At 67.4% G+C, this 23,019-nt stretch carries 17 protein-coding genes; 5 read left to right on the forward strand and 12 right to left on the reverse strand.

Annotation, left to right across the window (positions count from 1 at the left end):
• Positions 1 to 37: 37 nt before the first annotated feature.
• Positions 38 to 973, forward strand: a complete 936-nt coding sequence (gene yddG, locus J7024_RS02385; protein WP_175751540.1) for an aromatic amino acid DMT transporter YddG — start codon at positions 38 to 40, stop codon at positions 971 to 973.
• Positions 974 to 1,083: 110 nt separating this feature from the next.
• Here the strand turns inward: yddG and J7024_RS02390 are convergent, their stop codons facing one another.
• The 6 genes from J7024_RS02390 to ydiJ all read right to left on the reverse strand — a co-directional run bounded on the left by J7024_RS02390 (position 1,084) and on the right by ydiJ (position 11,123).
• Positions 1,084 to 1,860, reverse strand: a complete 777-nt coding sequence (locus tag J7024_RS02390; protein ID WP_124897490.1) for an IclR family transcriptional regulator — start codon at positions 1,858 to 1,860, stop codon at positions 1,084 to 1,086.
• 45 nt (positions 1,861 to 1,905) lie between these two features.
• On the reverse strand, positions 1,906 to 3,519 hold the full coding sequence (locus J7024_RS02395; protein ID WP_124897489.1) for a GMC family oxidoreductase: 1,614 nt from the start codon (positions 3,517 to 3,519) through the stop codon (positions 1,906 to 1,908).
• Between the two features lie 6 nt (positions 3,520 to 3,525).
• Positions 3,526 to 4,776 (reverse strand): mandelate racemase/muconate lactonizing enzyme family protein, encoded by a 1,251-nt coding sequence (locus tag J7024_RS02400; protein ID WP_124897488.1) that lies wholly within the window; start codon positions 4,774 to 4,776, stop codon positions 3,526 to 3,528.
• Between the two features lie 52 nt (positions 4,777 to 4,828).
• Positions 4,829 to 6,133 carry an MFS transporter gene (locus J7024_RS02405; RefSeq protein WP_124897487.1) on the reverse strand — a complete coding sequence of 435 codons (1,305 nt, stop codon included), beginning with the start codon at positions 6,131 to 6,133 and terminating at the stop codon, positions 4,829 to 4,831.
• 211 nt (positions 6,134 to 6,344) lie between these two features.
• Positions 6,345 to 7,769 carry an aldehyde dehydrogenase gene (gene aldA, locus J7024_RS02410; RefSeq protein ID WP_124897486.1) on the reverse strand — a complete coding sequence of 475 codons (1,425 nt, stop codon included), beginning with the start codon at positions 7,767 to 7,769 and terminating at the stop codon, positions 6,345 to 6,347.
• A gap of 303 nt (positions 7,770 to 8,072) precedes the next feature.
• On the reverse strand, positions 8,073 to 11,123 hold the full coding sequence (gene ydiJ / locus J7024_RS02415; RefSeq protein ID WP_175751544.1) for a D-2-hydroxyglutarate dehydrogenase YdiJ: 3,051 nt from the start codon (positions 11,121 to 11,123) through the stop codon (positions 8,073 to 8,075).
• Between the two features lie 152 nt (positions 11,124 to 11,275).
• Here ydiJ and J7024_RS02420 point away from each other — a divergent pair, with 152 nt between their 5' ends.
• Positions 11,276 to 12,166, forward strand: a complete 891-nt coding sequence (locus J7024_RS02420; RefSeq protein WP_234744770.1) for a LysR substrate-binding domain-containing protein — start codon at positions 11,276 to 11,278, stop codon at positions 12,164 to 12,166.
• 33 nt (positions 12,167 to 12,199) lie between these two features.
• Here the strand turns inward: J7024_RS02420 and J7024_RS02425 are convergent, their stop codons facing one another.
• Positions 12,200 to 13,051, reverse strand: a complete 852-nt coding sequence (locus J7024_RS02425) for a LysR substrate-binding domain-containing protein (protein ID WP_124897483.1) — start codon at positions 13,049 to 13,051, stop codon at positions 12,200 to 12,202.
• A gap of 106 nt (positions 13,052 to 13,157) precedes the next feature.
• On the opposite strand from J7024_RS02425, the gene J7024_RS02430 reads away from it, so the two are divergent.
• Positions 13,158 to 13,805: a LysE family translocator gene (locus J7024_RS02430; protein WP_124897482.1), complete on the forward strand. Its 648-nt coding sequence runs from the start codon at positions 13,158 to 13,160 to the stop codon at positions 13,803 to 13,805.
• Between the two features lie 164 nt (positions 13,806 to 13,969).
• Here the strand turns inward: J7024_RS02430 and sfnG are convergent, their stop codons facing one another.
• Entirely contained in the window at positions 13,970 to 15,073 is a 1,104-nt protein-coding gene (gene sfnG, locus J7024_RS02435) for a dimethylsulfone monooxygenase SfnG (protein WP_124897481.1), read from the reverse strand.
• A 35-nt stretch (positions 15,074 to 15,108) separates the two neighbouring features.
• On the reverse strand, positions 15,109 to 15,669 hold the full coding sequence (gene msuE / locus J7024_RS02440; protein ID WP_124897480.1) for an FMN reductase: 561 nt from the start codon (positions 15,667 to 15,669) through the stop codon (positions 15,109 to 15,111).
• Positions 15,670 to 16,177: 508 nt separating this feature from the next.
• Between msuE and J7024_RS02445 the strand changes: the two genes are divergently transcribed.
• Both J7024_RS02445 and J7024_RS02450 read left to right on the forward strand, forming a co-directional pair.
• A complete protein-coding gene (locus J7024_RS02445; protein ID WP_124897478.1) occupies positions 16,178 to 17,332 on the forward strand; it encodes a sigma-54 interaction domain-containing protein in 1,155 nt (384 codons plus the stop codon).
• A gap of 667 nt (positions 17,333 to 17,999) precedes the next feature.
• Positions 18,000 to 19,709 carry a dihydroxyacetone kinase family protein gene (locus J7024_RS02450; protein WP_124897477.1) on the forward strand — a complete coding sequence of 570 codons (1,710 nt, stop codon included), beginning with the start codon at positions 18,000 to 18,002 and terminating at the stop codon, positions 19,707 to 19,709.
• Positions 19,710 to 19,792: 83 nt separating this feature from the next.
• Here the strand turns inward: J7024_RS02450 and J7024_RS02455 are convergent, their stop codons facing one another.
• The 3 genes from J7024_RS02455 to J7024_RS02465 form a co-directional block, all read right to left on the reverse strand.
• Positions 19,793 to 21,112 carry an MFS transporter gene (locus tag J7024_RS02455; RefSeq protein WP_124897476.1) on the reverse strand — a complete coding sequence of 440 codons (1,320 nt, stop codon included), beginning with the start codon at positions 21,110 to 21,112 and terminating at the stop codon, positions 19,793 to 19,795.
• Between the two features lie 85 nt (positions 21,113 to 21,197).
• Positions 21,198 to 22,085 (reverse strand): isocitrate lyase/PEP mutase family protein, encoded by an 888-nt coding sequence (locus tag J7024_RS02460; RefSeq protein ID WP_175751550.1) that lies wholly within the window; start codon positions 22,083 to 22,085, stop codon positions 21,198 to 21,200.
• A gap of 7 nt (positions 22,086 to 22,092) precedes the next feature.
• Positions 22,093 to 22,983, reverse strand: a complete 891-nt coding sequence (locus J7024_RS02465; protein ID WP_175751552.1) for an amidohydrolase family protein — start codon at positions 22,981 to 22,983, stop codon at positions 22,093 to 22,095.
• Between the last annotated feature and the right edge of the window lie 36 nt (positions 22,984 to 23,019).

Consider the following 23,019-nt stretch of genomic DNA (forward strand, 5'->3'; position numbering starts at 1 on the left):
CGGCGGATCCGTTTCATTCGAAGTGAGCAAGGCAAGTATGAAGAACACGGATAAGGCGACGCTGCTCGGCCTCGTCGCCATCCTGTTGTGGTCGTCGGTGATCGCGCTCGTGCGCGGCGTCAGCGAAAGTCTCGGCGCGACCGGTGGCGCCGCGATGATCTACACGGTCGCGTCGGTGCTGCTCGTGTTCACGATCGGCTTTCCGCGGCTCCGCACATTTCCGCGCAGCTATCTGGTCTGGGGCGGGCTGCTGTTCGTCGCGTACGAGCTGTGCATGTCGCTGTCCATCGGCTATGCGAGCAACGGCCGGCAGGCCATCGAAGCGGGGATAGTCAACTATCTGTGGCCGACCTTCACGCTCGCCGCGGCGATCCTGTTCAACCGGCAGCGCGCGAACCTGCTGATCGTGCCGGGCTTCGTGCTGTCGATGCTCGGGATCTGCTGGGTGCTCGGCGGCGAGCGCGGGCTGGATTTCGCGGGCATGCTGGAGAACGTCCGCGTCAATCCGCTGAGCTACGGGCTCGCGTTCGTCGGTGCGCTGATCTGGGCCGCCTATTGCACGGTGACGGCACGCATCGCGAACGGCAAGAACGCCGTCACGCCGTTCTTCATGACGGTCTCCGTCGTGCTGTGGATCAAGTATGTCGCGGAAGGCTGCGGCGCGATGGCGTTCGATCTGTATGCGATCGTCAGCCTCGTGTTCGCCGCGGCGGCGCTCGGGTTCGGCTATGCGGCGTGGAACGCGGGCATCCTGCACGGCAACGTCACGGTGATCGTCGGCGCATCGTATTTCACGCCGGTGCTCGCGTCGGCGCTGGCGGCCGTCCTGCTGCATGCGCCGCTGCCGGTCGAGTTCTGGCAAGGCGCGGTGATGGTGTGCGGCGGGTCGATTCTGTGCTGGCTGGCGACGCGGGGCGGGGTGCGTGAAACGGTGCGGATCGAGCAGGTCGGCGCGCCGGCCGGGAGCGATTGACAGGAGGTGACGGGCGGCCGTCGCCCGCGGATATCCGGATCCATCCTGGCGCTGGCACGATCCAGCCGGTCCGCAAGCGGCATGCAGGGAACGACGACGCGGCCCGGCCGCTATCCGAGGCGGGCGGAAAGCTGCCACGTCGCCTGGATCAGCGGCGTGACATACGGGCGAACGTCGTGCTGCACGGCAAGGGAAACGCCGATCGCCGCCAGCGGCTCGCCGCGACGGTTGAGTACCGGCGCCGCGAGATGGCATACGTCGGAACCCGCTTCCGTGCGGCTCAGTGCATAGCCGACGCGCTTGATCTCCGCGAGCTCACTCGTCCACTCCGCGCTACCGGCCGCACGGGACACAGCCCTCGCGCCCCGCCCCGCCATGAACTCGGCCCAGTAGTGCTGCTGCACGCTGGCGGGCAGCATGCTCATCATCGCCTTGCCGGCCGCACACTGGTGCAGCGCATCGGACAGGCCCACGTAGACACCGAACGGGTCAGCGAACGGCCACGCGACGTGCGCGACCACGAGTGCATGGGAACCCGCCTGCACGCTCAGGTTCACGCTCTGGTGCAGTTCGTTCTTCAGCACATCGGCGATCGGGTGGAACAGCGGCACGATCGGCTGCTGCAGATAGGCGACGGACGCCATCTGAAAAAGCCGCGCGCCGGCGCAATAGGCTTTCCGACGGCGCAGGTCGCGCACCACCATCCCCCTCTGGAGCAGCGTACCGATGATGCGGTGGCAACTCGTCACCGGGAGACTCACGCGCTCGGCGATCTCGGTCAGCGTGAGCGGCCAGGTCGACTGAACCAGCGTTTCCAGAATGTCCAGCGCCCCGTCCACTGCCGGGGTCCTGGATTTCGCTTCGGGAAGTGGATCGGGTGCATTCATGGGCGATCATTCTATCGGCTTTGCCTTCGTCTCCGTCGAGCCGTTTCAGTCGGCGGCCCTTGCCAGGATCAATGCCGCCGCCCTTTCGGCGACCATCATCGTGGGCGCGTTGATGTTGCCCGACGTGATGTTCGGAAACACCGACGCGTCCACCACCCTCAGGTTCGCGACACCGTGCACCTGCAGCCGACTGTTCACGACCGTGCGCTCCACGTCGCGACCCATCGCACACGATCCGCACAGGTGGTACACCGACCCGCTTTGCTCGCGAAAGAACCGCAGCATGCTCTCGTCATCGGACACGACTTGCGCCGGGCGCACTTCTTCCGCCGTCACCTGCTTGAGCCATGGCGTCGCAGTCAGCTCGCGCACCAGCCGGCTGCCCGCGACGGCCTCGCGGCGATCGTGTTCGGTCGACAAGTAATTCGGATCGATCCGGGGCGCCTCATGCGCGTCGGCACTGGTAAGCTCGACGGAGCCGCGGCTCGTCGGCCGGCACGGCGAGAAAAAGATCGTATAGCCCGAGTACGGCTCGACGCGCGGCATGCCGCCCGACTCCGGCAGCACGTACGAAAGCGGATTGAAGTAGAGCTGCATGTTGGGCACGGGTTCCGCGTCGCTGGTGCGCAGGAAGCCGCCGGCCTTCGCCGTCGTCGCGAAGATCCCCTTACGTCGGAACAGGTACTGGAGCATGGCCCGTGCCTGCCGGGTCAGGCCGCGCACCTCGTCGTTCACGGTCGGGCGGGTGGCGCGAAAGTAATACGATGCGCACAGATGGTCCTGCAGATTCCGGCCGACCGCCGGGCTATGGCGGACCACGGGAATTTGATGCCGCATCAGCAGCGCCGCGTCCCCGACTCCCGAGCACTGCAGCAGTTTCGGCGTCTCCACGGCGCCGGCGGAAAGGATCACCTCGCGGCGCGCGGTGAAGCGCTGACGGTGCCCGCCGATCAGGGCCTCGACGCCGGTCGCCGTGCGCGCGTCGTCGAACAGCACGCGCTCTACGAGCGCATCCGTGTACACCACGACATTCGCGCGCTTCCTGGCGGGATGCAGGTAGGCCGTACACGACGAATCCCGTTGCCCATCGCGCGTGTTGATGTCGTAGACGCCGACGCCCTCGAGACGCTCGCCGTTGAAATCGTCGTTGAAGCGATGGCCGAGCAGCGTGCACGCATCGAAGAACGATTCGCAGATCGGATGCACGGGATCGCGCGTGATGCGGATCTTGCCACTGCCGCTGTGCCATTCGGTATCGCCCGCATGGTGGGATTCCAGCCGCTTGAACCAGGGCAGCACATCGCCCCAGCCCCAGCCCGGATTACCCTGTGCGACCCAGTCGTCGAAATCCCGCCGCTGGCCACGCACATAGATCATTGCGTTGATCGCACCCGAGCCGCCCAGCACCTTGCCGCGCGGCGTGTAGACGCGCTGCCCCGCCAGCTCCGACTGCGGCGACGTCTGATAACGCCAGTTGTACTTGCGGTGATGAAACAGCTTCGCGAATCCGAGCGGCATGCGCAGCCAGATCGATTTGTCCTCGCCGCCCGCTTCGAGCAGCAGCACCCGGAACCGGCCCGATTCGCTCAGGCGATCGGCGAGGATGCAGCCTGCGGAGCCGGCGCCCACGATGATGTAGTCAAAACTTGTCGCCTCCACCGGTACCTACTCCTTGTCGACTGCGTAGCGCGCCTTCCAGCTTTCCGACGGGCCCGCCTTCACGTCGAACGGCTGCGTGGATACGGTCAGGTGCAGGCGGCGGCTCGTATACGGCATGTGAGCGCGGACGACGTCCATGTCGAGCTCGACGCCGAGGCCCGGCTCCGTCGGCGGAATGATGTAGCCGTCCTCCCATGCGATCGGCTGCTTCAGGATCTCGGCATGGAAGCCTTCCCAGCGCATGATGCTCTCCTGGATCAGGAAATTGGGCGACGCCACGCCGAGCTGGATGCTCGCGGCGGCGCCGATCGGGCCGTTGTAGAGATGCGGGGCGATCTGCGCGTAATGCACTTCGGCCAGGCTCGCGATCTTCTTCGCCTCCAGGATGCCGCCCACGCGGCCGAGATTCATCTGCAGGATCGATGCCGCGTTGTTGCGCAGCACGTCGAAGAATTCGTACTTGGTGGTAAGCCGCTCGCCCGTCGCCACCGGGATGCTGGTTTTCCGCGCGACCCGCGCCATCGCTTCCGACTGGCCCGGCGGAACCGGCTCCTCGAACCACAGCGGGTCGTACGGCTCGATGTAGCGGGCGAGCCGCACGGCAGCCGACGGCGTCATCTGCCCGTGGGTGCCGAAGATCAGGTCGCAGCGGGTGCCGACCGCCTCGCGCAGCCGCCGGCAGAACGTCGCCGACAGTTCCAGCAGGTCGAGGCTGAGCTGGTGGCCGCAGTACGCGGTGTAGGGGCCGGCCGGATCGAACTTGATCGCGGTGAAGCCTTGCTTCACGTATTCCTCGGCGCAGCGCACGGACAGTTCGACATCCTCATAGTCGTGGCTGTACTCCCCGTCGGCCGTCTTCGGATAAAGGTAAGTATACGAGCGCAGCCGCTCGTTCACCTTGCCGCCGATCAGTTCGTAGACAGGCTTGTTCGCCGCCTTGCCGATGATGTCCCAGCAGGCCATCTCGAGGCCGCTCACGATCCCCATCATGCTCAGGTCGGGCCGCTGCGTGAAACCGCTCGAATAGGCCTCGCGGAAGAAGCGCTCGATGTGGTGCGGGTCGTGATTCTCGAGGTAGCGCTGGTAGACGTCGGCGATCGCAGCCTCCATCACGTCCGGATGGAAGCTGGCCGCGTAGACTTCGCCCACCCCCTCGATGCCGCACGCCGTCTTCAGCCTGACAAAGATCCAGTAGCGGCCGCCGATGTACGGAGGCGGCACGGCGACTACATAGGTTTCAAGCGAGGTGATTTTCATGTGATTGCCTTGTAACGTGCCATGGTTGAACCGTCATGCGGGGCGGCACCAGTCAGCGGCCCGGAAAGCGGTAATGCGCGGTGCGTTTCTTGAAGACGTACACGAGTCCGCTGCCCGCCAGGCAGCACGCGGCGATGTACGTGAAGTAGAGCTGAGTGCCGAGCACGCCCGGGAACCGGCGAGAAATCGCCGAGCTGATCATCGGCAGGAACACGTCCGGCGAGAGGCCTACCATCGAAATGATCCCGATTGCCAGCCCGGTCACGCGCGCCGGCACCCGGCAGCGATCGACGATGGCCCAGTACAGCCCGTGCACCGAATAGGTCATCAGCCCGAGCACGACGATGCAGCCGGCCAGCAGCCACACCGGAACCGCCCCGGGCACCAGCACGAACAGCATCCACGCGATCGCGGCCGCGAACATGCCGCCGCCGAGCACGTTGACGTTGGAGAAACGATCGCCGAGAAAGCCGCCGCCGATCGCGCCGATCGGGCGCATCCACAGCTTGATGACCGTCAGTTCGCCGGCGAGCACAGCCGACGCCGAGAAGTGCGCCTGGATGTAGCTGGAGAACGAGAACGTGGCCCACAGCAGCTGGTAGCCCGACAGCACGATCAGGCTGACGAGCCAGATTTCCGGTATCCGGATCAGCATGAGGAAGTCGCCGAACGCGGACGACCCGCCCTGCCGCGCGGCGCCGGATTCGCGGGCCCGGTTGCGGTCGTTCGGCAGAATCAGCCCGGCGAGCACGCCGATGCCGAGGCAGGTATACGCGTACATATGGATCACCGGGCGCAGCGCGAGCTGCGGCGCGAGACTCGCGTAGTGGGCGAAGATGGCCACCGCGATCGACGCGAGGACGGCCTCGGTGAGGCCGCGTCCGCCGTCGAGGATGCCGAAGAATCGGCCCTGTTCGCGATCGGTTGCCAGCAGCTTGACGGCGCGCAGGATCGCCGACCAGAACGTCAGCCCGCCGGCAACACCCCAGCCGAGATAGATCCAGCGCAGCATCGACGCGTCGGGATAGGTGGCGAACCACAGGCCGAGCAGGCCCACGGCGCCCAGCGAGAACAGGACCAGCCAGCGCGAGCTCACGCGGTCGGCCAGCCATCCGCTGGGGATGTAGGTCACCACATACGCGATGCCGAGTATCGAATAGAGTTCGCCGAGCTGATCGGGCGTAATGTGGAACGCTTGCAGCAGCGTGTTTTCGAAGTTCTGGCGCAGGTACAGTAGCGGATACAGCGCACCCGCTGCAAGCGTGAGCACGGCCAGCTGAAAATAGCGGAGCAGCCTGGAACCGGCGCCGGACGCCTCGGCCAGCGCCCGCTCGGGGGAATCGATTGATACTGTCATGACGTCTCCATTTTTTTACTGCGTCGTATCCGGTCCGCCGGACCGGTATTGCATGACAACCTCGACAATCTGCGCTACGTCTACGATGCTTCACACTCCAATTGATAAGCAGTCCGGAAAATATCGGTTGCTTCCCGGCTCCGATCCATGCGGCCCGGGCGACGCTGCGTGCAGCGCGCCCCGATCGGTGCCTCGATAGGCCGTTACGCGATCAGTACGGCACGACCACCAGTCGCGTCTGCGTGAACGCGAGCATCCCGTGCTGGCCATCGTCGCCGCCGATGCCCGAGCGCTTCCAGCCGCCGTGATGGCCCTGGTACGGATCGTCGGGCACGCGATTTACGTAGCACTCGCCCGCCTCGATCTCGTTCGCGACCCGCATGATCGTGCGGTGGTTCTCGCTGTAGATCATCGACGCCAGGCCGAACTGGTGATCGTTCGCCATCTCCAGCGCGTCGTCGAGCGTCCGGTAGGTCACTACGCCCAGCACCGGCCCGAAGGTTTCTTCCTGGATGATTTCCATGTCCTGGCGGCATCCGGTTAGCAGCGTCGGCGGATAGAAGAAGCCCTTGCCCGCCGGAATCGCCCCACCGCACTCGAGCACCGCGCCGTCGTCGATCGCCCGTTCCACCATCTGGTGAATATGGAGGCGCGCGTTATCGTGGATCAGCGGCCCCATCCAGTCGTGATGCTGGCTGCGGTCACCCCACTGGCGCTCCCGCATGCGGTTGCGCAACAGCGCGATCAACTTCGGGGCGACCTCCTCGTGCACATAGACACGCTCGACCGCGGTACAGAGCTGGCCGCAGTTGGTGGTCTTGGAGCGCACGATATCGGCTGCCGCCTGCTCGAGATTGGCATCCGGCTCGACGATCGCGGGTGTCTTGCCGCCCAGCTCCAGCGCCACTTTCGCGATATTGACTTGCGAATATTCGAGCACCTTGCGGCCGGCACCGACACTCCCGGTCAGCGTGATCATGCCCACGGCGGGATGCGTGCAGATCTGCTCGGCCACCACATGGCTCATGGCCATGATGTTGACGACGCCGGCCGGGACGTGCGCGTCCTGCACCGCACGCGCGATTTCCAGTGCGGAACACGGCGTGTAACTGCTGGGCCGGACCACCACCGTGTTGCCGGTGATGAGCGCCGGCGCAAGCTTGCGCATCAGCGTGTAGACCGGTGAATTGAACGGAATCAGGCAGACCACGACGCCGATCGGCTCGCGGAACAGCATCAGGTTCTCGCCCGCGTTGTCGCTCGGGATAATCTCGCCCGTGATGCGGCGTGCCCACTCCGCGTGGTAGCGGGTCACTTCCGCCGCGTACTGGACCTCGGCACGCGCATGCTGCGGACTCTTGCCGGATTCGAGCGCAAGCGCGTGACCAATGGCATCGGCACGCGCCATCAGCGCATCGGCCAGCCGGTACAGGACTTTCGCGCGTTCGATGGCCGGCAGGCGCCGCCACTTTTTCTGCGCGGCCGCGGCGGCCTGAACGGCCAGATCCGCGTCTTCCGGGCTGGTGCTGTCGACGGTGGCCACGATGTCGCCGGTAGCCGGATTGCAGACTTCGATCGAAGGAGTTCGGGCCGATTCGTTGAAGTGGTTGTCGGCAAAATTCTGATAGTGGCGCACGTTGACATCCCGGTTCGTTGAGGTCCTCGCGGACCTGCAGAGTTCACCGGGACTATAAGTGCGCGTTTCGGAGGGGGTCAATCGATCCCCATAGGCCGGAATTTTTTTCCATATATGGAAATACACGCGTCGTGGGTGCGATGCGGTTCATTCCGGCCGGTCCCGCGACATGCGGGTTCCTGTCGTGCGCCGACCTGGCGCACGTGTGCGCGGCAGCAATCAAGCGCGTGCGCGACGCTCACGCGTCGCGGCGTGATGCAGCGGCTGCCGGGCAGGCGAACCGTCGTTTCATCCGTTCCGCGCTCATCCCTGGGCCGCCCGCACATGATCGAGCAGCGCCTGCAACGGATGCCGTACCTGCTTCGACGACATGCGCTTCACCTGGCTGCGGCACGAATAGCCGGTCGCCAGCGCTTCGCCCGCATCGTCCGGCGCATCGACGTGCGCGGCCCACGACTGCGCATAGATCGTGCGCGACGTCGCCAGATTCCGCGCCTCGTGCCCGTACGTCCCCGACATCCCGCAGCACCCGGTCGCCTGCACCTGCAGCCGCAGCCCGCACCGCGCGAACACCTGCCCCCACTGCTTGCCGCTGTCCGGCGCGTTGGTCTTCTCGGTGCAGTGCGGCAGCAGCCGGTACGATCCGGATGCGCTGCCCGCGTCCGCTTCCGGCAGCGCCTGTAGCAGCCACTCCTGCGGCAGCGCGACCTTCGGCACTTCGGCGAGTCCCGTCACCTTCAGATACTCCTGCCGATACGTGAGCGTCATCGCCGGATCGAGGCCGACGAGCGCGACGCCCGAGCGCGCCAGCGCGGCCAGTTGCGTCGCGTTGCGAATCGCCGCATGCTCGAACGCCCGCAGGAAGCCCTGTACGTGCAGCGCCTTGCCGTTCGGCGCGAGCGGCGCGAGCCACACCTGGAAACCCGTGCGCGCCGCCAGCTCGATCAGCGTCGCCAATTGCTCGGTATCGAAATAGCGCGTGAACGTGTCCTGCACGATGACGACGCTGCGTGCGCGTTGCGCCTCGGTCAGCGCCGCGAGCGCCTGCGGCTCGGCGGGCCGCACGTTCCACTGGCGAATCACGGCCGCGAGATCGAAGCGGCTCAGCAGCGGACTGTCGATCATGCCGACGTGCCGCTCCAGCAGCGTGCGCACCCAGCCGGCACGCATCAGCCCGTTGTATAGCGCGGGCACGCGCGCCATCCACGGCATCGTGTATTCGAGCGAGCCGATCAGGTAGTCGCGCACCGGCCGCAGATAGCGCTGGTGATACAGCTCGAGAAAGCGCGAGCGGAACTCGGGCACGTTGACCTTGACCGGGCACTGCCCCGCGCATGATTTGCACGCGAGGCAGCCGGCCATCGCGTCATACACCTCATGCGAGAAATCGGCTTCGCCGTTGCGCGCGGCGCGGCTGTTGCGCCAGCGGGTCGCGAGGCCGCTCAGCAACGGCTGCCGGGCGCGCGCCGCGGCGACCACATCCACGCCGGCCTGCCCTTGCAGACGCAGCCATTCGCGCATCAGCGACGCACGCCCCTTCGGCGAATGCACGCGTTCGCGGGTCGCCTTCCACGACGGGCACATCGCGTCGTCCGGATCGAAGTTGTAACACGCGCCGTTGCCGTTGCAGTGCATCGCCGTACCGTAGCTCTGCCACACGCGCTCGTCGATCTGCCGGTCGTGCTCGCCGCGCGTGGGCACCTCGTCGATCTTCAGCAGCCGCATCGTGTGGTCCGGCGGCGTCGCGATCTTGCCGGGGTTGAACTGGTTGTGCGGATCGAACGCGGCCTTCAGTTGCTGCAGCGATGGATACAGTTCGCCGAAGAACGCCGGCGCATATTCGGAGCGCACGCCCTTGCCGTGCTCGCCCCATAACAGGCCACCATGCCGCTGCGTGAGCGCGGCCACCGCATCCGACACCGGGCGCACCAGCGCCGCCTGCTTCGGGTCCTTCATGTCCAGCGCCGGGCGCACGTGCAGCACGCCCGCGTCGACGTGGCCGAACATCCCGTACTGCAGCCCGTGGCCATCGAGCAGCGCGCGGAATTCGGCGATGTATGCGGCCAGGTTTTCGGGCGGCACCGCGGTGTCCTCGACGAACGGCTGCGGGCGCGCTTCCCCCTGCACGTTGCCGAGCAAGCCGACCGCGCGCTTGCGCATCGCATACACGCGTTTGACCGCGTCGTCGCCGCTCGCGAGCGTATGGCCGAGCCGCTCGACGCTCGTATCGTTGCGCAGATGGTCGACGAACCGGCGCACCTGCGCATCGACGTCTTGCGCGTCGTCGCCGCTGAATTCGATCAGGTTGATGCCGAGCGTCGGACGCTGGTCGTCCTGCGGGAAATACTCGGCGACGCTGCTCCAAACGAAGTCCTTCATCGCGAGCATCAGCACCTTCGAGTCGACCGTCTCGATCGACAACGGCTTGTGTTCGAGCAGCGCGCGCGCATCGCGCAGCGCGTCCATGAAGCCCGCGTAGCGCACGTTCACCAGCACCGAATACTTCGGTATCGGCAGCAAGTTGAGGCGCGCTTCGACGACGAAGCCGAGCGAGCCTTCGGCACCGCACAGCACGCTGTTCAGGTTGAAGCGGCCGTCCGGCTCGCGCAGGTGCGCGAGATCGTAGCCGGTCAGGCAGCGATTGAGCTTCGGAAATTTCGCGTCGATCAGCGCGGCCTTGTCGTCGGCGATACGACGCGCGGCGCGATACACCTTGCCGATCCGGTCCTGCCGCGCGCAGCGGCGCGCCAGTTCGTCGTCCGCGAGCGCGTCGCTGTGCAACTGCTCGCCGCCCATCAGCACGAAGTCGAGCGCGAGCACGTGGTCGCGCGTCTTGCCGTACGTGCAGCTGCCCTGCCCGCTCGCGTCGGTGTTGATCATCCCGCCGACCGTCGCGCGGTTCGACGTCGACAGCTCCGGCGCGAAAAAGAGGCCGTGCGGCTTCAGCGCGGCATTGAGCTGATCCTTGACGACGCCCGCCTGCACGCGCACCCAGCGCTCGGCGACGTTGATCTCCAGGATCCGGTTCATGTTGCGCGACAGGTCCACGACCACGCCGTCGGTCAGCGACTGACCGTTGGTGCCGGTGCCGCCGCCGCGCGCCGCCACCGCGACGTCGCGATGCGCGGGTTCGGCGAGCAGCCGTGCGACGAGCCGCACGTCGTCCGCGTGCGCGGGACAGATCACCGCCTGCGGCAGCCGCTGGTAGATCGAGTTGTCCGTGGCCTGCACGGTCCGGTTCGCGTGATCCGCACGGATTTCCCCGGCGAAGCCGGCGGCCTGAAGGGCGGCGAGAAAATCGCGGTAACGGCTTTCGGGCTGGCTGGCAGGACGGGGCAACGGGGCAATCGACATGGAATAAACGCGAGAGAGGGGTCGGATCGGCGCACCGTCAGATCAAAATCATGAGTTTTGAGCAAGATTTCATGCACGCCGAAAATTTAGTATCTTGCTAATTTGCACGAGAAACAAACGAATTCTCCCCCGGCAAAACTTGCGTAAAACTCATGAATTACCGTCGTCTCACCCCTTCCATGTCGCTGCTGCTCGTATTCGAGGCGGCCGCCCGGCACGAGAGCTACACCCGTGCGGCCGACGAGTTGTCGCTCAGCCAGAGCGCAATCAGCCGACAGGTCCAGACGCTGGAGGATCAGCTCGGCGTGCCGCTGTTCCGGCGCGAGGGCCGCTCCGTGAAGCTGACGGAGGTCGGGCGCCGTTACTTCATCGAGCTGAGCGGCGCACTGGGGCGCATTCGCGGCGCGACGCTGCAAGCCATGTCGCACCACGCCGGGGCCGGCACGCTGCGGCTGGCCACGTTGCCGACCTTCGGCTCGAAATGGCTGCTGCCGCACCTGCACGAGTTCTACGCCACCCATCCGGGCGTGACCGTGCACCTGCACTCGCGGATCGGCGGCATCGATTTCCATACCGACGATCTCGACGCGGCCATTACCGTCGGCGCGGGCGACTGGCCCGGCCTGCACGCGCACCGGCTGCACAACGAGTTCCTGATCGCGATTGCGAGCCCCGACGCGGGCGGCGGCCGCGAGGCCGGCCCGCATGCGCCGGCGTGGGCGACCGGGCAAACGCTGCTCGGGGTGACGAGCAATCAGCATGCGTGGGCGGAATGGTTCTCGCATTTCGGGCTCGATCATCGCGAGATGCGGATCGGCCCCAGCTTCGAGCTGACGTCGCACCTGATCCAGGCCGTGCGCGCGGGGATGGGGATCGGCCTCGTGCCGAAGGTGCTGGTGGAAGACGAGCTGGGCCGCAACGAGATCGTGTCGGTCGGCGACACGATCACGAGCCAGCGCAGCTACTACCTCGTTTATCCGCCCGAAAACGACACGTTGCCGTCGCTGGCGGCATTCAAGGAATGGCTGCTGAAGTCGTGCTGAGTCTCGGCAAAAGGCAACGCCGCGGCTGCGCGGTCATGCTCGCCATTCGTCGAGAATCTGCTCGGCGAGGTAGTCGCACGGCGGGCGCGCCGACTGCGCGCTGCGCGCCAGCACGACTTCGAGCTCGCCCAGCGGCGGCAGCCCTTCGTTCTGCGACAGCTGGACGAGATGCGCTGGAATGCTGCACCGTGCGAGCGGCGCGACCGCGAGGCCGGCCTCAACCATGCTCAGGAGGCCGAGAAAGCTCGGGCTTTCGTACGACATCCGGTACGGGATGTTGCGCCGGTTCAGCGCCTTGACCGCATGGTCGCGCGCCATGCTGCCGCCGTGCGTGAAGAACGCGACCGGCAACGGCCGCTCCTCCCACACGTTGCGTTTCGCCGAGCCCGTCCACACGATCGGCTCGAGCCGGACCCGTTCGCCGGTCACGCCCTTGATGCGCGTGAGGCAGGCGAGGTCGACGGTGTTGTCCTTGAGCATCGGCACGAGCGCGCTGCTCGGCTGGCCGATCACGCGCACTTCCACGCGCGGATGCATCGCGGCGAATTTCCCCAGCACCTGCGGCAGCAGCGACGAGATGTAGTCGTCGGGCACGCCGATCGTCACGCGGCCGCTGATCTCCGGGCGCACGACCGACGCCCACGCCTCATCGCGCATCGCCAGCATCCGGCGGCCATACTCGGCGAGCATGCGGCCGTCGTCGGTTGCCGTGACGTTGCGCGTGTCGCGGATGAACAGCGGCTTGCCGAGCGCGTCTTCCAGCGCCTTGATCTGCATGCTCACCGCCGACGGCGACCGGTGCACGGCTTGCGCGCCCTGCGCGAACGAACCGGACTCCGTCACGGCCACCACCATCGCCAGCACATCGAGATCGAGCTTTTTCATGTTATTCAGAAAATCTGATCAATCGATTCAGTTTATCCCGTTTTACTGTGCGCCTCCACGGTCGGACAATGAATGCCATCGACGTTCATCGCAGGAAACGACAACCATGCATACCTCCGGCTCGCTTTACGGATTTCTGGCCATCGGCGGGATGCTCGCGGTCACGCCGGGGCCGAACATGGTCTACGTGATGTCGCGCTCGATCGCGCAGGGGCGCACCGCCGGGCTGATTTCGCTGGCGGGCGTGATGATGGGCTACCTGTTCTACATGTTCGGCGCGGCGTTCGGGATCACCACGCTGTTCCTGAGCGTGCCGTACGCGGGCACCGTGCTCGGCGTGGTCGGCGCCGCATACCTGCTGTACCTCGCGTGGCAGGCGGTCCGCCCCGGCGGCCGTTCGCCGTTCGAGGTGAAGGCGCTGCCGAGCGAACAGCCGCTGAGGTTGCTCGCGATGGGCGCGACGACCAGCGTGCTCAATCCGAAGCTCGCGATGCTGTTCGTGTCGCTGCTGCCGCAGTTCATCGACTACCGGCAAGGCAGCGTGTTCGGCCAGTCGCTCTTTCTCGGCTCGCTGCTGATCGCCGCGTTCGCATCGGCCAACGGGATGGTCGCGATCTGCTCGAGCGGCATCGCGAAGTTCCTGCACGGGCGTCCGGCACTGCTGCTGGCGCAGCGCTGGGCGATGGGAATGGTGCTGGGCGGCCTCGGCGTCGAGATGCTCGTCGACGCATCGCGGATGGCGGGCGCGGCGTGATGCGCGCCGTGAGGTATGTCGTGAGAACGCGGATGACGTGACGCGCGGGCCGCGCCGTCCGCCGCGAGGCACCGCTTCATCGAGGCCGGCGACACGCATCGCCGGCCATCGCGTTCACCCGGTCATGCAATCGTTCGCATCGCGTCCCGGACCGTCGTCGCGCATCAAGCGGCCACCGCCTGCTGCTGCGCCTCGAGTTCGCGCACGAGCGGCAGCACGCGCTTGCCGAAGTACTCGACTTCCTCGATGAAATGCAGGAAACCGGCAAGCACGAGATCGACGCCGATCGCCTTCAGCGCGACGATCCGCTCGGCGATCTGTTGCGGCGTGCCGATCAGGTTCGTGCGGAACCCGTCGTTGTACTGCACCAGATCCTCGAACGTGGATTTCGCCCAGTTGCCCTCGCCTTCCGGCGACGCGCTGCCCGCCTGCTTCACCGCATCGCCGAACGCATGCACGGCCTCGACGTGCGCGTGCCGGATGATGTCGTCGAGCACGGCCCGCGCCTCTTCCTCGGTGTCGCGCGCAATCACGAACGCGTTGACGCCGATCCGCACGCGATGGTTGTTCGCCGCCGCCTTCGCGCGAATGTCGTCGATCTGGGTCTTCAGGTTCTCCGGCGTATTGCCGTTCGTGAAGTACCAGTCCGACACACTCGCCGCGTTGTCGCGCGCCGCGCGCGAGCTGCCGCCCTGGAAGATCTCCGGATGCGGCTTCTGCACGGGCTTCGGGCTCAGCGTGTAATCGTTGAAGCGGTAGAAGTCGCCCTTGAACGTGAAGTTGTCCTGCGTCCAGATGCCCTTGAGCGCCTGGATGAATTCCTTCGAACGCCGATAGCGCTCGTCGTGTTCGAGCCACGGCTCGCCGATCGCGGTGAACTCGCCCTTGAACCAGCCGCTGACGACGTTGATCGCGATGCGTCCGTTCGAAATATGGTCGATCGTCGCGAGCTGCTTCGCGACCACCGCCGGATGCCACGGCCCCGGCAAAATCGCGGCGAGCACCTTGAGCTTCGTCGTCGCATGCAGCAGTGCCTGGCTGAACGACACCGACTCGTGCTGGTATTCGGCGCCGTAGCCGGCCGTGAAGCGGATCTGGCTCAGCGCGTAGTCGAAGCCGGCCGCCTCGGCCGTGCGCGCGAGCTTCTGGTTGTATTCGAGGCTCCAGTCGGTACGCTGCTCGATCGTGCTGACGACGAGCCCGCCGCTGACGTTCGGCACCCAGTACGCGAATTTGACGCCGGCGGCCGAAGATTCTTGAATGCTCATGACACTATCCTGATCGAAGGAGAAAACGAAAGGCATTACGCCGCGACGGCGGACAGCACGCGCGGGCGCAGTTGCGGCACCGCGCGGTCCACCGCGAGCGCGATGCGCGCGCGCAGGGCAAGACTCGCAATCTCGTAGCGATCGAAATCGCTTTCGGATGCATACACGCCGATCGGCAGCGTGCGCGCCTGGAAGAAGCTGAACAACGGCCGGAGCTGATGATCGATCACGAGCGCATGGCGTTCGCTGCCGCCGGTGGCGGCGAGCAGCACCGGCACATCAATCAGCGACTCGTGATGCACGAGGTCGAACAGGTGCTTGAAGATGCCGGTGTATGACGCGCGATACACGGGGCTCGCAACGACGAGCGCATCAGCCGTCTCGATCGCACGGATCAGCGCTTCGAGATCCGGCGGCACCTGCGCGCGCTTCAGCGCGCCGGCCAGCCGGTTTCCGATCTCGCCGAGTTCGATCCGCTGCGTGTCGATCGGCAGTGCGTCGCCGAGCGCGCCGACGATCGCGTCGGTCAGCGCCAGCGTGCGGGACGGCCGTTGCAGCCCGCCCGATATTGCGACTACGTTGATTGTGTTGCTCATTCCATGCGTTCCCGTCGTCGAGCCGCGCGTCGCCGCGCCGATACCGTTTCGGGATCGCAAGGAACGTGCCATTCCTCATGCGAGCAGCAATGCAAAGTAATCTGCATCACGAAATTTCGATCAATCGCCCGCATGACGGGCGTCCGGGCCAAATACACGGATGGGGCAAGCGTTCCCGAAAGCGCATCACATCGATATTCCGCAGCGAGATGAACCGGAGCCAACAGCGCTGCTGATACGGTGCTGCTCGATCAGCAGCATCGCGGCGCGGCTTGCGCGATCGCGACGGCTGCACGGCTGCCGCGTCGAACGCGATGACGTCCAATCCGCCGTCGTAGCGCCGCTGTCCGGCGCCGCCGCGCGCTGCGCAGCAATCCCGCTTTGGTTATCAGAAATCGATGTTTCCCGCGCGAGGCAAAACGCTGAACACTCTGCTGATCAGGCAGCAACCGAAGCGCGCCCGTCGGCGCGCGCCCGATCCGTTCGACCGATCCATGCCTTCATCGCCATGACATCCCTTATTGCCTCGTCGTGTCCGGTCAACCTTCATGTCGTCGCTGCGTCCCCGGACGAGCGGCGCGCGCAGCCGCGCGGCACCGCGGCCGAACACGTCGCGCCCGTGCTCGCGTTGCCCGAGCGCCAGACATCGGCCCGCATGCGCGCGCACGTGTTCGTCGATCCGCGTTCGCTCGCGCTGCTCGAACGCGTCCGGCTCGTCGCACCGAGCGACGCGAATGTCCTGATCGCCGGCGAGACCGGTACCGGCAAGGAGCTGATCGCGCGCCGCGTTCACGACATCAGCCGCCGCGGCGACGGCCCTTTCGTCGCCGTGAACTGCGGCGCGCTGTCCGATACGCTCGTCGACAGCGAGCTGTTCGGCCATGAAAAAGGGGCGTTTACGGGCGCGCTCTGCGCGAAGCCGGGCTGGTTCGAGGCCGCGAACGGCGGCACGTTGTTTCTCGACGAGATCGGCGATCTGCCGCTGTCGATGCAGGTGAAGCTGCTGCGCGTGCTGCAGGAGCGTGAAGTCGTGCGGCTCGGCTCGCGCACCGGCACGCCGGTCGACGTGCGCGTGGTGGCCGCGACCAATGTCGATCTGCGGCAGGCCGTGGCGGACGGACGGTTTCGCGGCGACCTGTTCTACCGGCTCAACGTCGTGCAGCTCGACGTGCCGACCTTGCGCGAACGGCCGGCCGACATCCTGCCGCTTGCACGCCACTTCGTCGACGACTATCGCAGCCGCCTCGGCCACGGGCCGCGCAGCATCGATCCGCGCGCGGCGCGCAGGCTCGAAGCGCATGCGTGGCCCGGCAATATCCGCGAGCTGGAGAACGTGATTCATCACGCGCTGCTGGTGGGCCGCCACGACGCGCTGCAGGAAACCGACCTGAACCTGTCGTCGTCATGCGCACCGGTGGCGGCCACGCGCGTGACGGCGCCGGCGAACCGGGTGCCGGCCGATGAAGCGCTCGAACAGGCGCTGCGCGCGCTGTTCGACGAGGAACACGAGCACCTGTTCGAACGAATCGAGGACACCGTGATGCGCGTCGCGTTCGACTTCAGTCACCGCAACCAGATCCAGGCCGCCCGGTTGCTCGGCATCAGCCGCAATGTGTTGCGGGCCCGGTTGATTCGCGCGAAGGCGATCGCGGCAATCAAGTAATCAGGCACGCGCGCTGGCGCAATGCCTATAGCGGCGACGCGGGCTCGCCGGAATCCGCTTTCGCTGTCGCCTGAGGCCGACCGAGAAGGAGGAGCCGATCACGCGTGGTGCGAAGCACGCCCGGCGGCGAGCAGCGCCCGACGCTCGCCGCACCGTGCACGGCTATTTCGCGACGCCGCCCAACACCCCGCCGAGCAGCGACGTTACCGGGCGAGCGGATTCGCCGCGCCGGCGGTGCCGCCGAGTGCATCGGTCATCGAACCGGATCGTGTCGAACCGAGCGCCGACAACACGCCACCGAACGCGCCAGCCCGCCGTCCACAGTGCACTGCCGACCTGTCCGAGCAGGTCGGCCGCCGGGTTCCCGAGGCCCGCAGGTTCCGAACAGGACCGGGGAGCAATCCGCACTTTCCATGCCATTGCCTCGCACGAACCGGCATCTCGCCCGCCAGGCAAGCCTCCACGCGTTCGCATGGGTGCTTTCCCGTCGTTCGAGCGGCGTTTTTCGCCCCCATGAGCGGCGCGGTTTTAGTTACATTCGTGCTACGAATGTCTGGATGTTGCGTAACGCTGACTGTGCGGCGTGCCGTTCCCGGGTCACGCCGCCTGCCATTCACAGTACGTCGCGCGGCCGTGCCGCCGTCTCACCGTCAGGAAAACCGCTGCCATGAAAAAGCTTGTGAATCGCTCGTCCGATGTCGTGCGAGAAATGCTGGAAGGCATCGCGCGGCAGTCGCCGCATCTCGCGATCCTCGGCGACGAGCACGTGCTCGTCCGCCAGCCGCTGCCCGATCCAGCGCTGCGCCCCGTCGCGATCCTGTCCGGAGGCGGCAGCGGCCACGAACCCGCGCACGGCGGCTACGTCGGCGAAGGCATGCTGAGCGCGGCCGTCTGCGGCGAAGTCTTCACGTCGCCGTCGACCGACGCGGTGCTGGCCGCGATCCGCGCGAGCGCCGGCCCGAACGGCGCGCTGCTCGTCGTGAAGAACTACACCGGCGACCGCCTCAATTTCGGGCTGGCCGCCGAGCTCGCGCGCGCGGAGGGCATTCCGGTCGAGACGGTGATCGTCGCCGACGACGTATCGCTGCGCGGCCGCGTCGAGCGCGGGCAGCGACGCGGGATCGCCGGCACCGTGCTGATCCACAAGCTGGCCGGCGCGGCTGCCGCGCGCGGGCTGTCGCTGGCCCGCGTCGCGGCGATCGCGCGCGACGCAGCGGCCGACCTCGGCACGATGGGCGTCGCGCTCGACGGCTGCACGATCCCCGGCGCCGACAAGGCGGGCTTCAGCCTCGCCGATCACGAGATCGAGCTCGGCCTCGGCATCCACGGCGAGAAAGGCGTCGAACGCACCGCACCGCAGCCCGCCGACGCGCTCGTCGACACGCTGCTGTCGAGCATCGTCGCCGACCTCGTGCTCGATCGCGACGAACGCGTCGCCCTGTTCGTCAACGGCCTCGGCGCGACGCCCGACATGGAACTGGCGATTGTGCTGCGCGCCGCGCACGACAACCTGAGCCGGCGCGGCATCACCGTCGCGCGTGCGTGGGCCGGCACGTTCCTGTCGGCGCTGAACATGCCCGGGTGCTCGATCTCGTTGCTGCGGTTGAACGAAGAGCGGGCCGCGCTGCTCGACGCGCCGACGCAGGCACGCGCGTGGCCGGGCGGCGGCGCGGTCAACACGCGGATTCGCACGGCCGAGACCGCCGTGCACGAGCAGCCGCTGCCGCCGCTCGATGCGGCCGGCCGCGCGTGGGCGGCGCGGCTGCAACCGGCGCTGCATACGGTCGCGCAGGCGTTGATCGACCACGAAGCGACGCTGACCGAACTCGATACGGCCGCCGGCGACGGCGATCTCGGGGCGAGCATGCGGCGCGCCGCGCAGGCGATCCTCGACTTGCCGGAAGCCGCTTACGGCACGCCGGCCGGTACGCTCGCGGCGCTGGGCGCCGCGTTGCGCCGCGCGATCGCGGGCAGTTCGGGGCCGTTCTACGCCACCGCGCTGCTGCGTGCGTCGCGGCGTCTCGGCGAGTCCGCCGACGTTGCCGAGCCGTCCGCGCGCGACTGGGCCGCGGCGTTCCGCAACGCGGTGGATGCCATCAGCGAACTGGGCGGCGCGCACGCCGGCGACCGCACGATGCTCGACGCGCTGGTGCCGGCCGCCGCTGCGTTCGGCCGTGCACTCGACGACGACCGCGATCACGCAAGCGCATGGACGGCGGCCGTCGAAGCCGCGGAACACGGCGCGCAGCAGACGGCCGGGATGACGCCGCGCGCGGGCCGTGCGAGCTATCTCGGCGAGCGTGCGATCGGCACGCCGGATGGCGGCGCGGTGGCGGTCGCGTACTGGCTGCGCGCGTTGCTGCCGCACGTGCGGTAAGCGGCACTTCACGGCGGCGCCGGATCGAACCGGCGCCGCCGCATCACTTCGGGGTCGCGCGCGATGCCGATCGGCGCGACCGCCTACATCGCACGCGCGACCTCCCCCGTCACGCGCTCGCGCTTCGCCGGATGCGTCTCCGGCATCCGCCAGTACACGATCAGCGAAATCGCCGCACAGGCCGCGACGTACCAGAAGAACATCGACTCGTTGCCGCCCACCTTCAATCGCAGCGCGACGAATTCGGTCGTGCCGCCGAGGATCGCCGTCGTCAGCGCATACGGCAGCCCGACCGCCAGCGCCCGGATCTGTGGCGGAAACAGTTCGGCCTTGACGAGCATGTGCACCGACGTGAATCCGCTCAGCACGACGAGCCCCGCGAACACCAGCGCGAACGCCGCGAGCGGCCCGTGCACGTGGCCGAGCGCCGTGAAGATCGGCACCGGCAGCAGCGCGCCGCCGATCCCGAACCACAGCAGCACGGGCCGGCGCCCGACGCGATCCGACACGAGGCCGAACAGCGGCTGCAGCGGCATGTAGAGCAGCAGCGCGATCGTGCAGATCCAGGTCGCCGTTTCCTTGTGCAGTCCGACGGAATTGACGAGGTATTTCTGCATGTAGACGGTGTACGTATAGAACGCGACGGTGCCGCCGATCGTGATGCCGATCGCGAGCAGCAGTTCGCGCCAGTGGGCCGCGAGATCGGCCGACACGCGCGCCTTCGCCGCACGCGCACGGCTCGCGATGAACGCATCGCTCTCGACGACGTTGCGGCGCATGTAGAGCGCGAACAGCGCGAGCACGCCGCCGACGAAGAACGGAATCCGCCAGCCCCAGCGCTCGATGTCGTGCGTGCCCGCGAAGATCCGCTGCATCGCGAGCATCAGGCCGAGCGCGACGAGCTGGCCGGCGACCACGCTCACCTGCAGGAAGCCGACATAGAAACCGCGCCGGTTCGGCGGCGCGATCTCGCTCAGGTAGGTCGCGCTGGTGCCGTATTCGCCGCCCATGCTGAGCCCCTGCAGCAGCCGCGCGGCAACCAGCAACGCCGGCGCGAGCACGCCGATCGTCGCGTAGCCCGGCGTGACGGCGATCAGCATCGAGCCCGCGCACATCGCGAGCACGGATTTCGTCAGCGCGGCCTTGCGTCCGCGCCGGTCCGCATAGAGTCCGACGAGCCAGCTGCCCGCCGGGCGCGCGACATAACCGACCGCGGCGATCGCCGCCGTGTTCATCAGCTGCACGGTCGCCCGGTCAGCGGGAAAGAACGACGGCGCGAAATAGATCGAGAAGATGCTGTACGCGAGGAAGTCGTACCACTCGATCAGGTTGCCGGCCAGTCCGCCGACGATCGAGCCGATGCGCGGCGGCGCGCCGGCCGCCCCGGGTGAGGAAGGTGTCACGATCGTCTCCTGTTTATCGTGTATCGAGTGCTGCGATGCGATGTGACAACGGGCGTCGGGCGGCGGCCCTTCGCCGCGTCGCCGCTTACGATTGCTCGGCCGCGTAACGCGCGTCGAGCGCGTCGAAGCGCGCCTTGTCGACGAGCCGCTGCCGTTCGGCGAACGGCGCGACGAGCGCCGGATCCTCGTCGAGCCGGCCCGTCTCGCGCAGCGTCGTCAGCGCGGCCTGCATGCCGTGCACCGCGCCCTGCAGCGCCGCGTTCGCATACAGCGCCGCGCCGTAGCCGAGCTGCGCAAGCGCGTCGCGCGAACGGGTCGGCGTCTTGCCGCCGATCACGATGTTGATGAGCTGCGGCGTATCGAACAGCGCGGGCAGCCGCTCGACGTCCTCCGGCGCCTCCATCGCCTCGATGAACAGCACGTCGGCGCCGGCCGCGGCATAGCGGTACGCGCGCTCGATCGCGTCGTCGATGCCGTGCACGGCGGCCGCATCGGTGCGCGCGACGATCAGCAGGTTCGGATCGACGCGCGCGTCCACGGCCGCCTTCAGCTTGCCGACCATTTCCGCGGCGGGGATCACTTCCTTGCCCGCGAAGTGGCCGCACTTCTTCGGCAGCACCTGGTCCTCGAGCTGGATCGCATCCGCGCCGCTGCGCTCGAGCGTGCGTACCGTATGCAGCACGTTCAGCGCATTGCCGAAGCCCGTGTCGGCATCGACCATCAGCGGCAGGTCGACCGCGTCGCGCACGCGCGCCGTGTGCTCGGCCAGCTCGCCGAGCCCGACGAAGCCGAGATCCGGCAGCCCGAGCGACATGTTGGTGACGCCCGCGCCGCTCAGGTACAGCGCGCCGAACCCGACATCGGATGCGATGCGCGCGCTCAGCGCATTGAACGTGCCGGCGACGAGCAGCCCCTGGCGGGCGGCGATGCTGCGCCGGAACGCGGCGCGACGAAGTGCGGTGTGATCGGTCATGCGGTCCTCACTGGTCGAAACGAAACAGGGTGCGTGGCGAGTCGCGCAGCACGCGCATGCGCTCGCCGCAATCGGGCAGCCAGCGCGCGAGCGCCGCGTAAGCGGCATCGAAGTCGACGCGCTCGCGATGTTGCGTGTGCGGCCAGTCGCTGCCCCACACGAGCCGCTCGGCCGTGAACGCGGTACGCAGCGCACGCGCGGCATCGAGTGCGTCGGTCGTGCCGTCACCGCTCACGCTGTTGCGATACGCGGCCGACAGCTTGACCCACACGCGGCCGGTATCCGCGAGCGACAGCAGCTCGCGGAAGCTCGGCGCGCGCGCGCCGAGTGCGGGCGACGGACGGCCGAAATGGTCGATCACCAGCGTGCACGACTGCGCGAGCAGCGGCGTGGCGATCGCGCGCAGATCCTCGATGCCGCGATGGATCTCGACATGCCAGCCGAGCGCGTTGATGCGGGCGAACAGCGCCCGCCACGCGCGCGCATCGAAATCCGGGATCGGCAGCCCGACGAGGTTCAGCCGCATGCCGACCACGCCCGCCCGGTCGAGCGCGTCGAGATCGCGGTCGGAGATCGCCGGATCGACCATCGCGACGCCGCGAAAGCGGCGCGGGTAGCGACGCAGCACGTCGACGAAGAACGCGTTGTCGGTGCCGAGAAAGCTTGGCTGCACCAGCACCGCGTGCGTGATACCGTGCGCGGCGAGATGCGCGACGTAGGTGTCGAGCGACGCGTCGTAGTCGGGCGCATGACGCACGACCGGCGCCAGCGGCAGGCCGCGTGCGAACACGTGCGCATGCGCATCGACGGCGGCCACGGCGGGGCCGGCTGCATACCACGCGTCGATCGTCGGGGCGGTCCTGACCTGTTCGGCGAAGTGCTTGACGGCTCGATCCATGATGAGTCTGCAAGAAGCGCTCGACCGGTGCGGCCG

The organism is Burkholderia sp. WTPI3 (assembly GCF_021483755.1).
GTDB lineage: Bacteria > Pseudomonadota > Gammaproteobacteria > Burkholderiales > Burkholderiaceae > Burkholderia.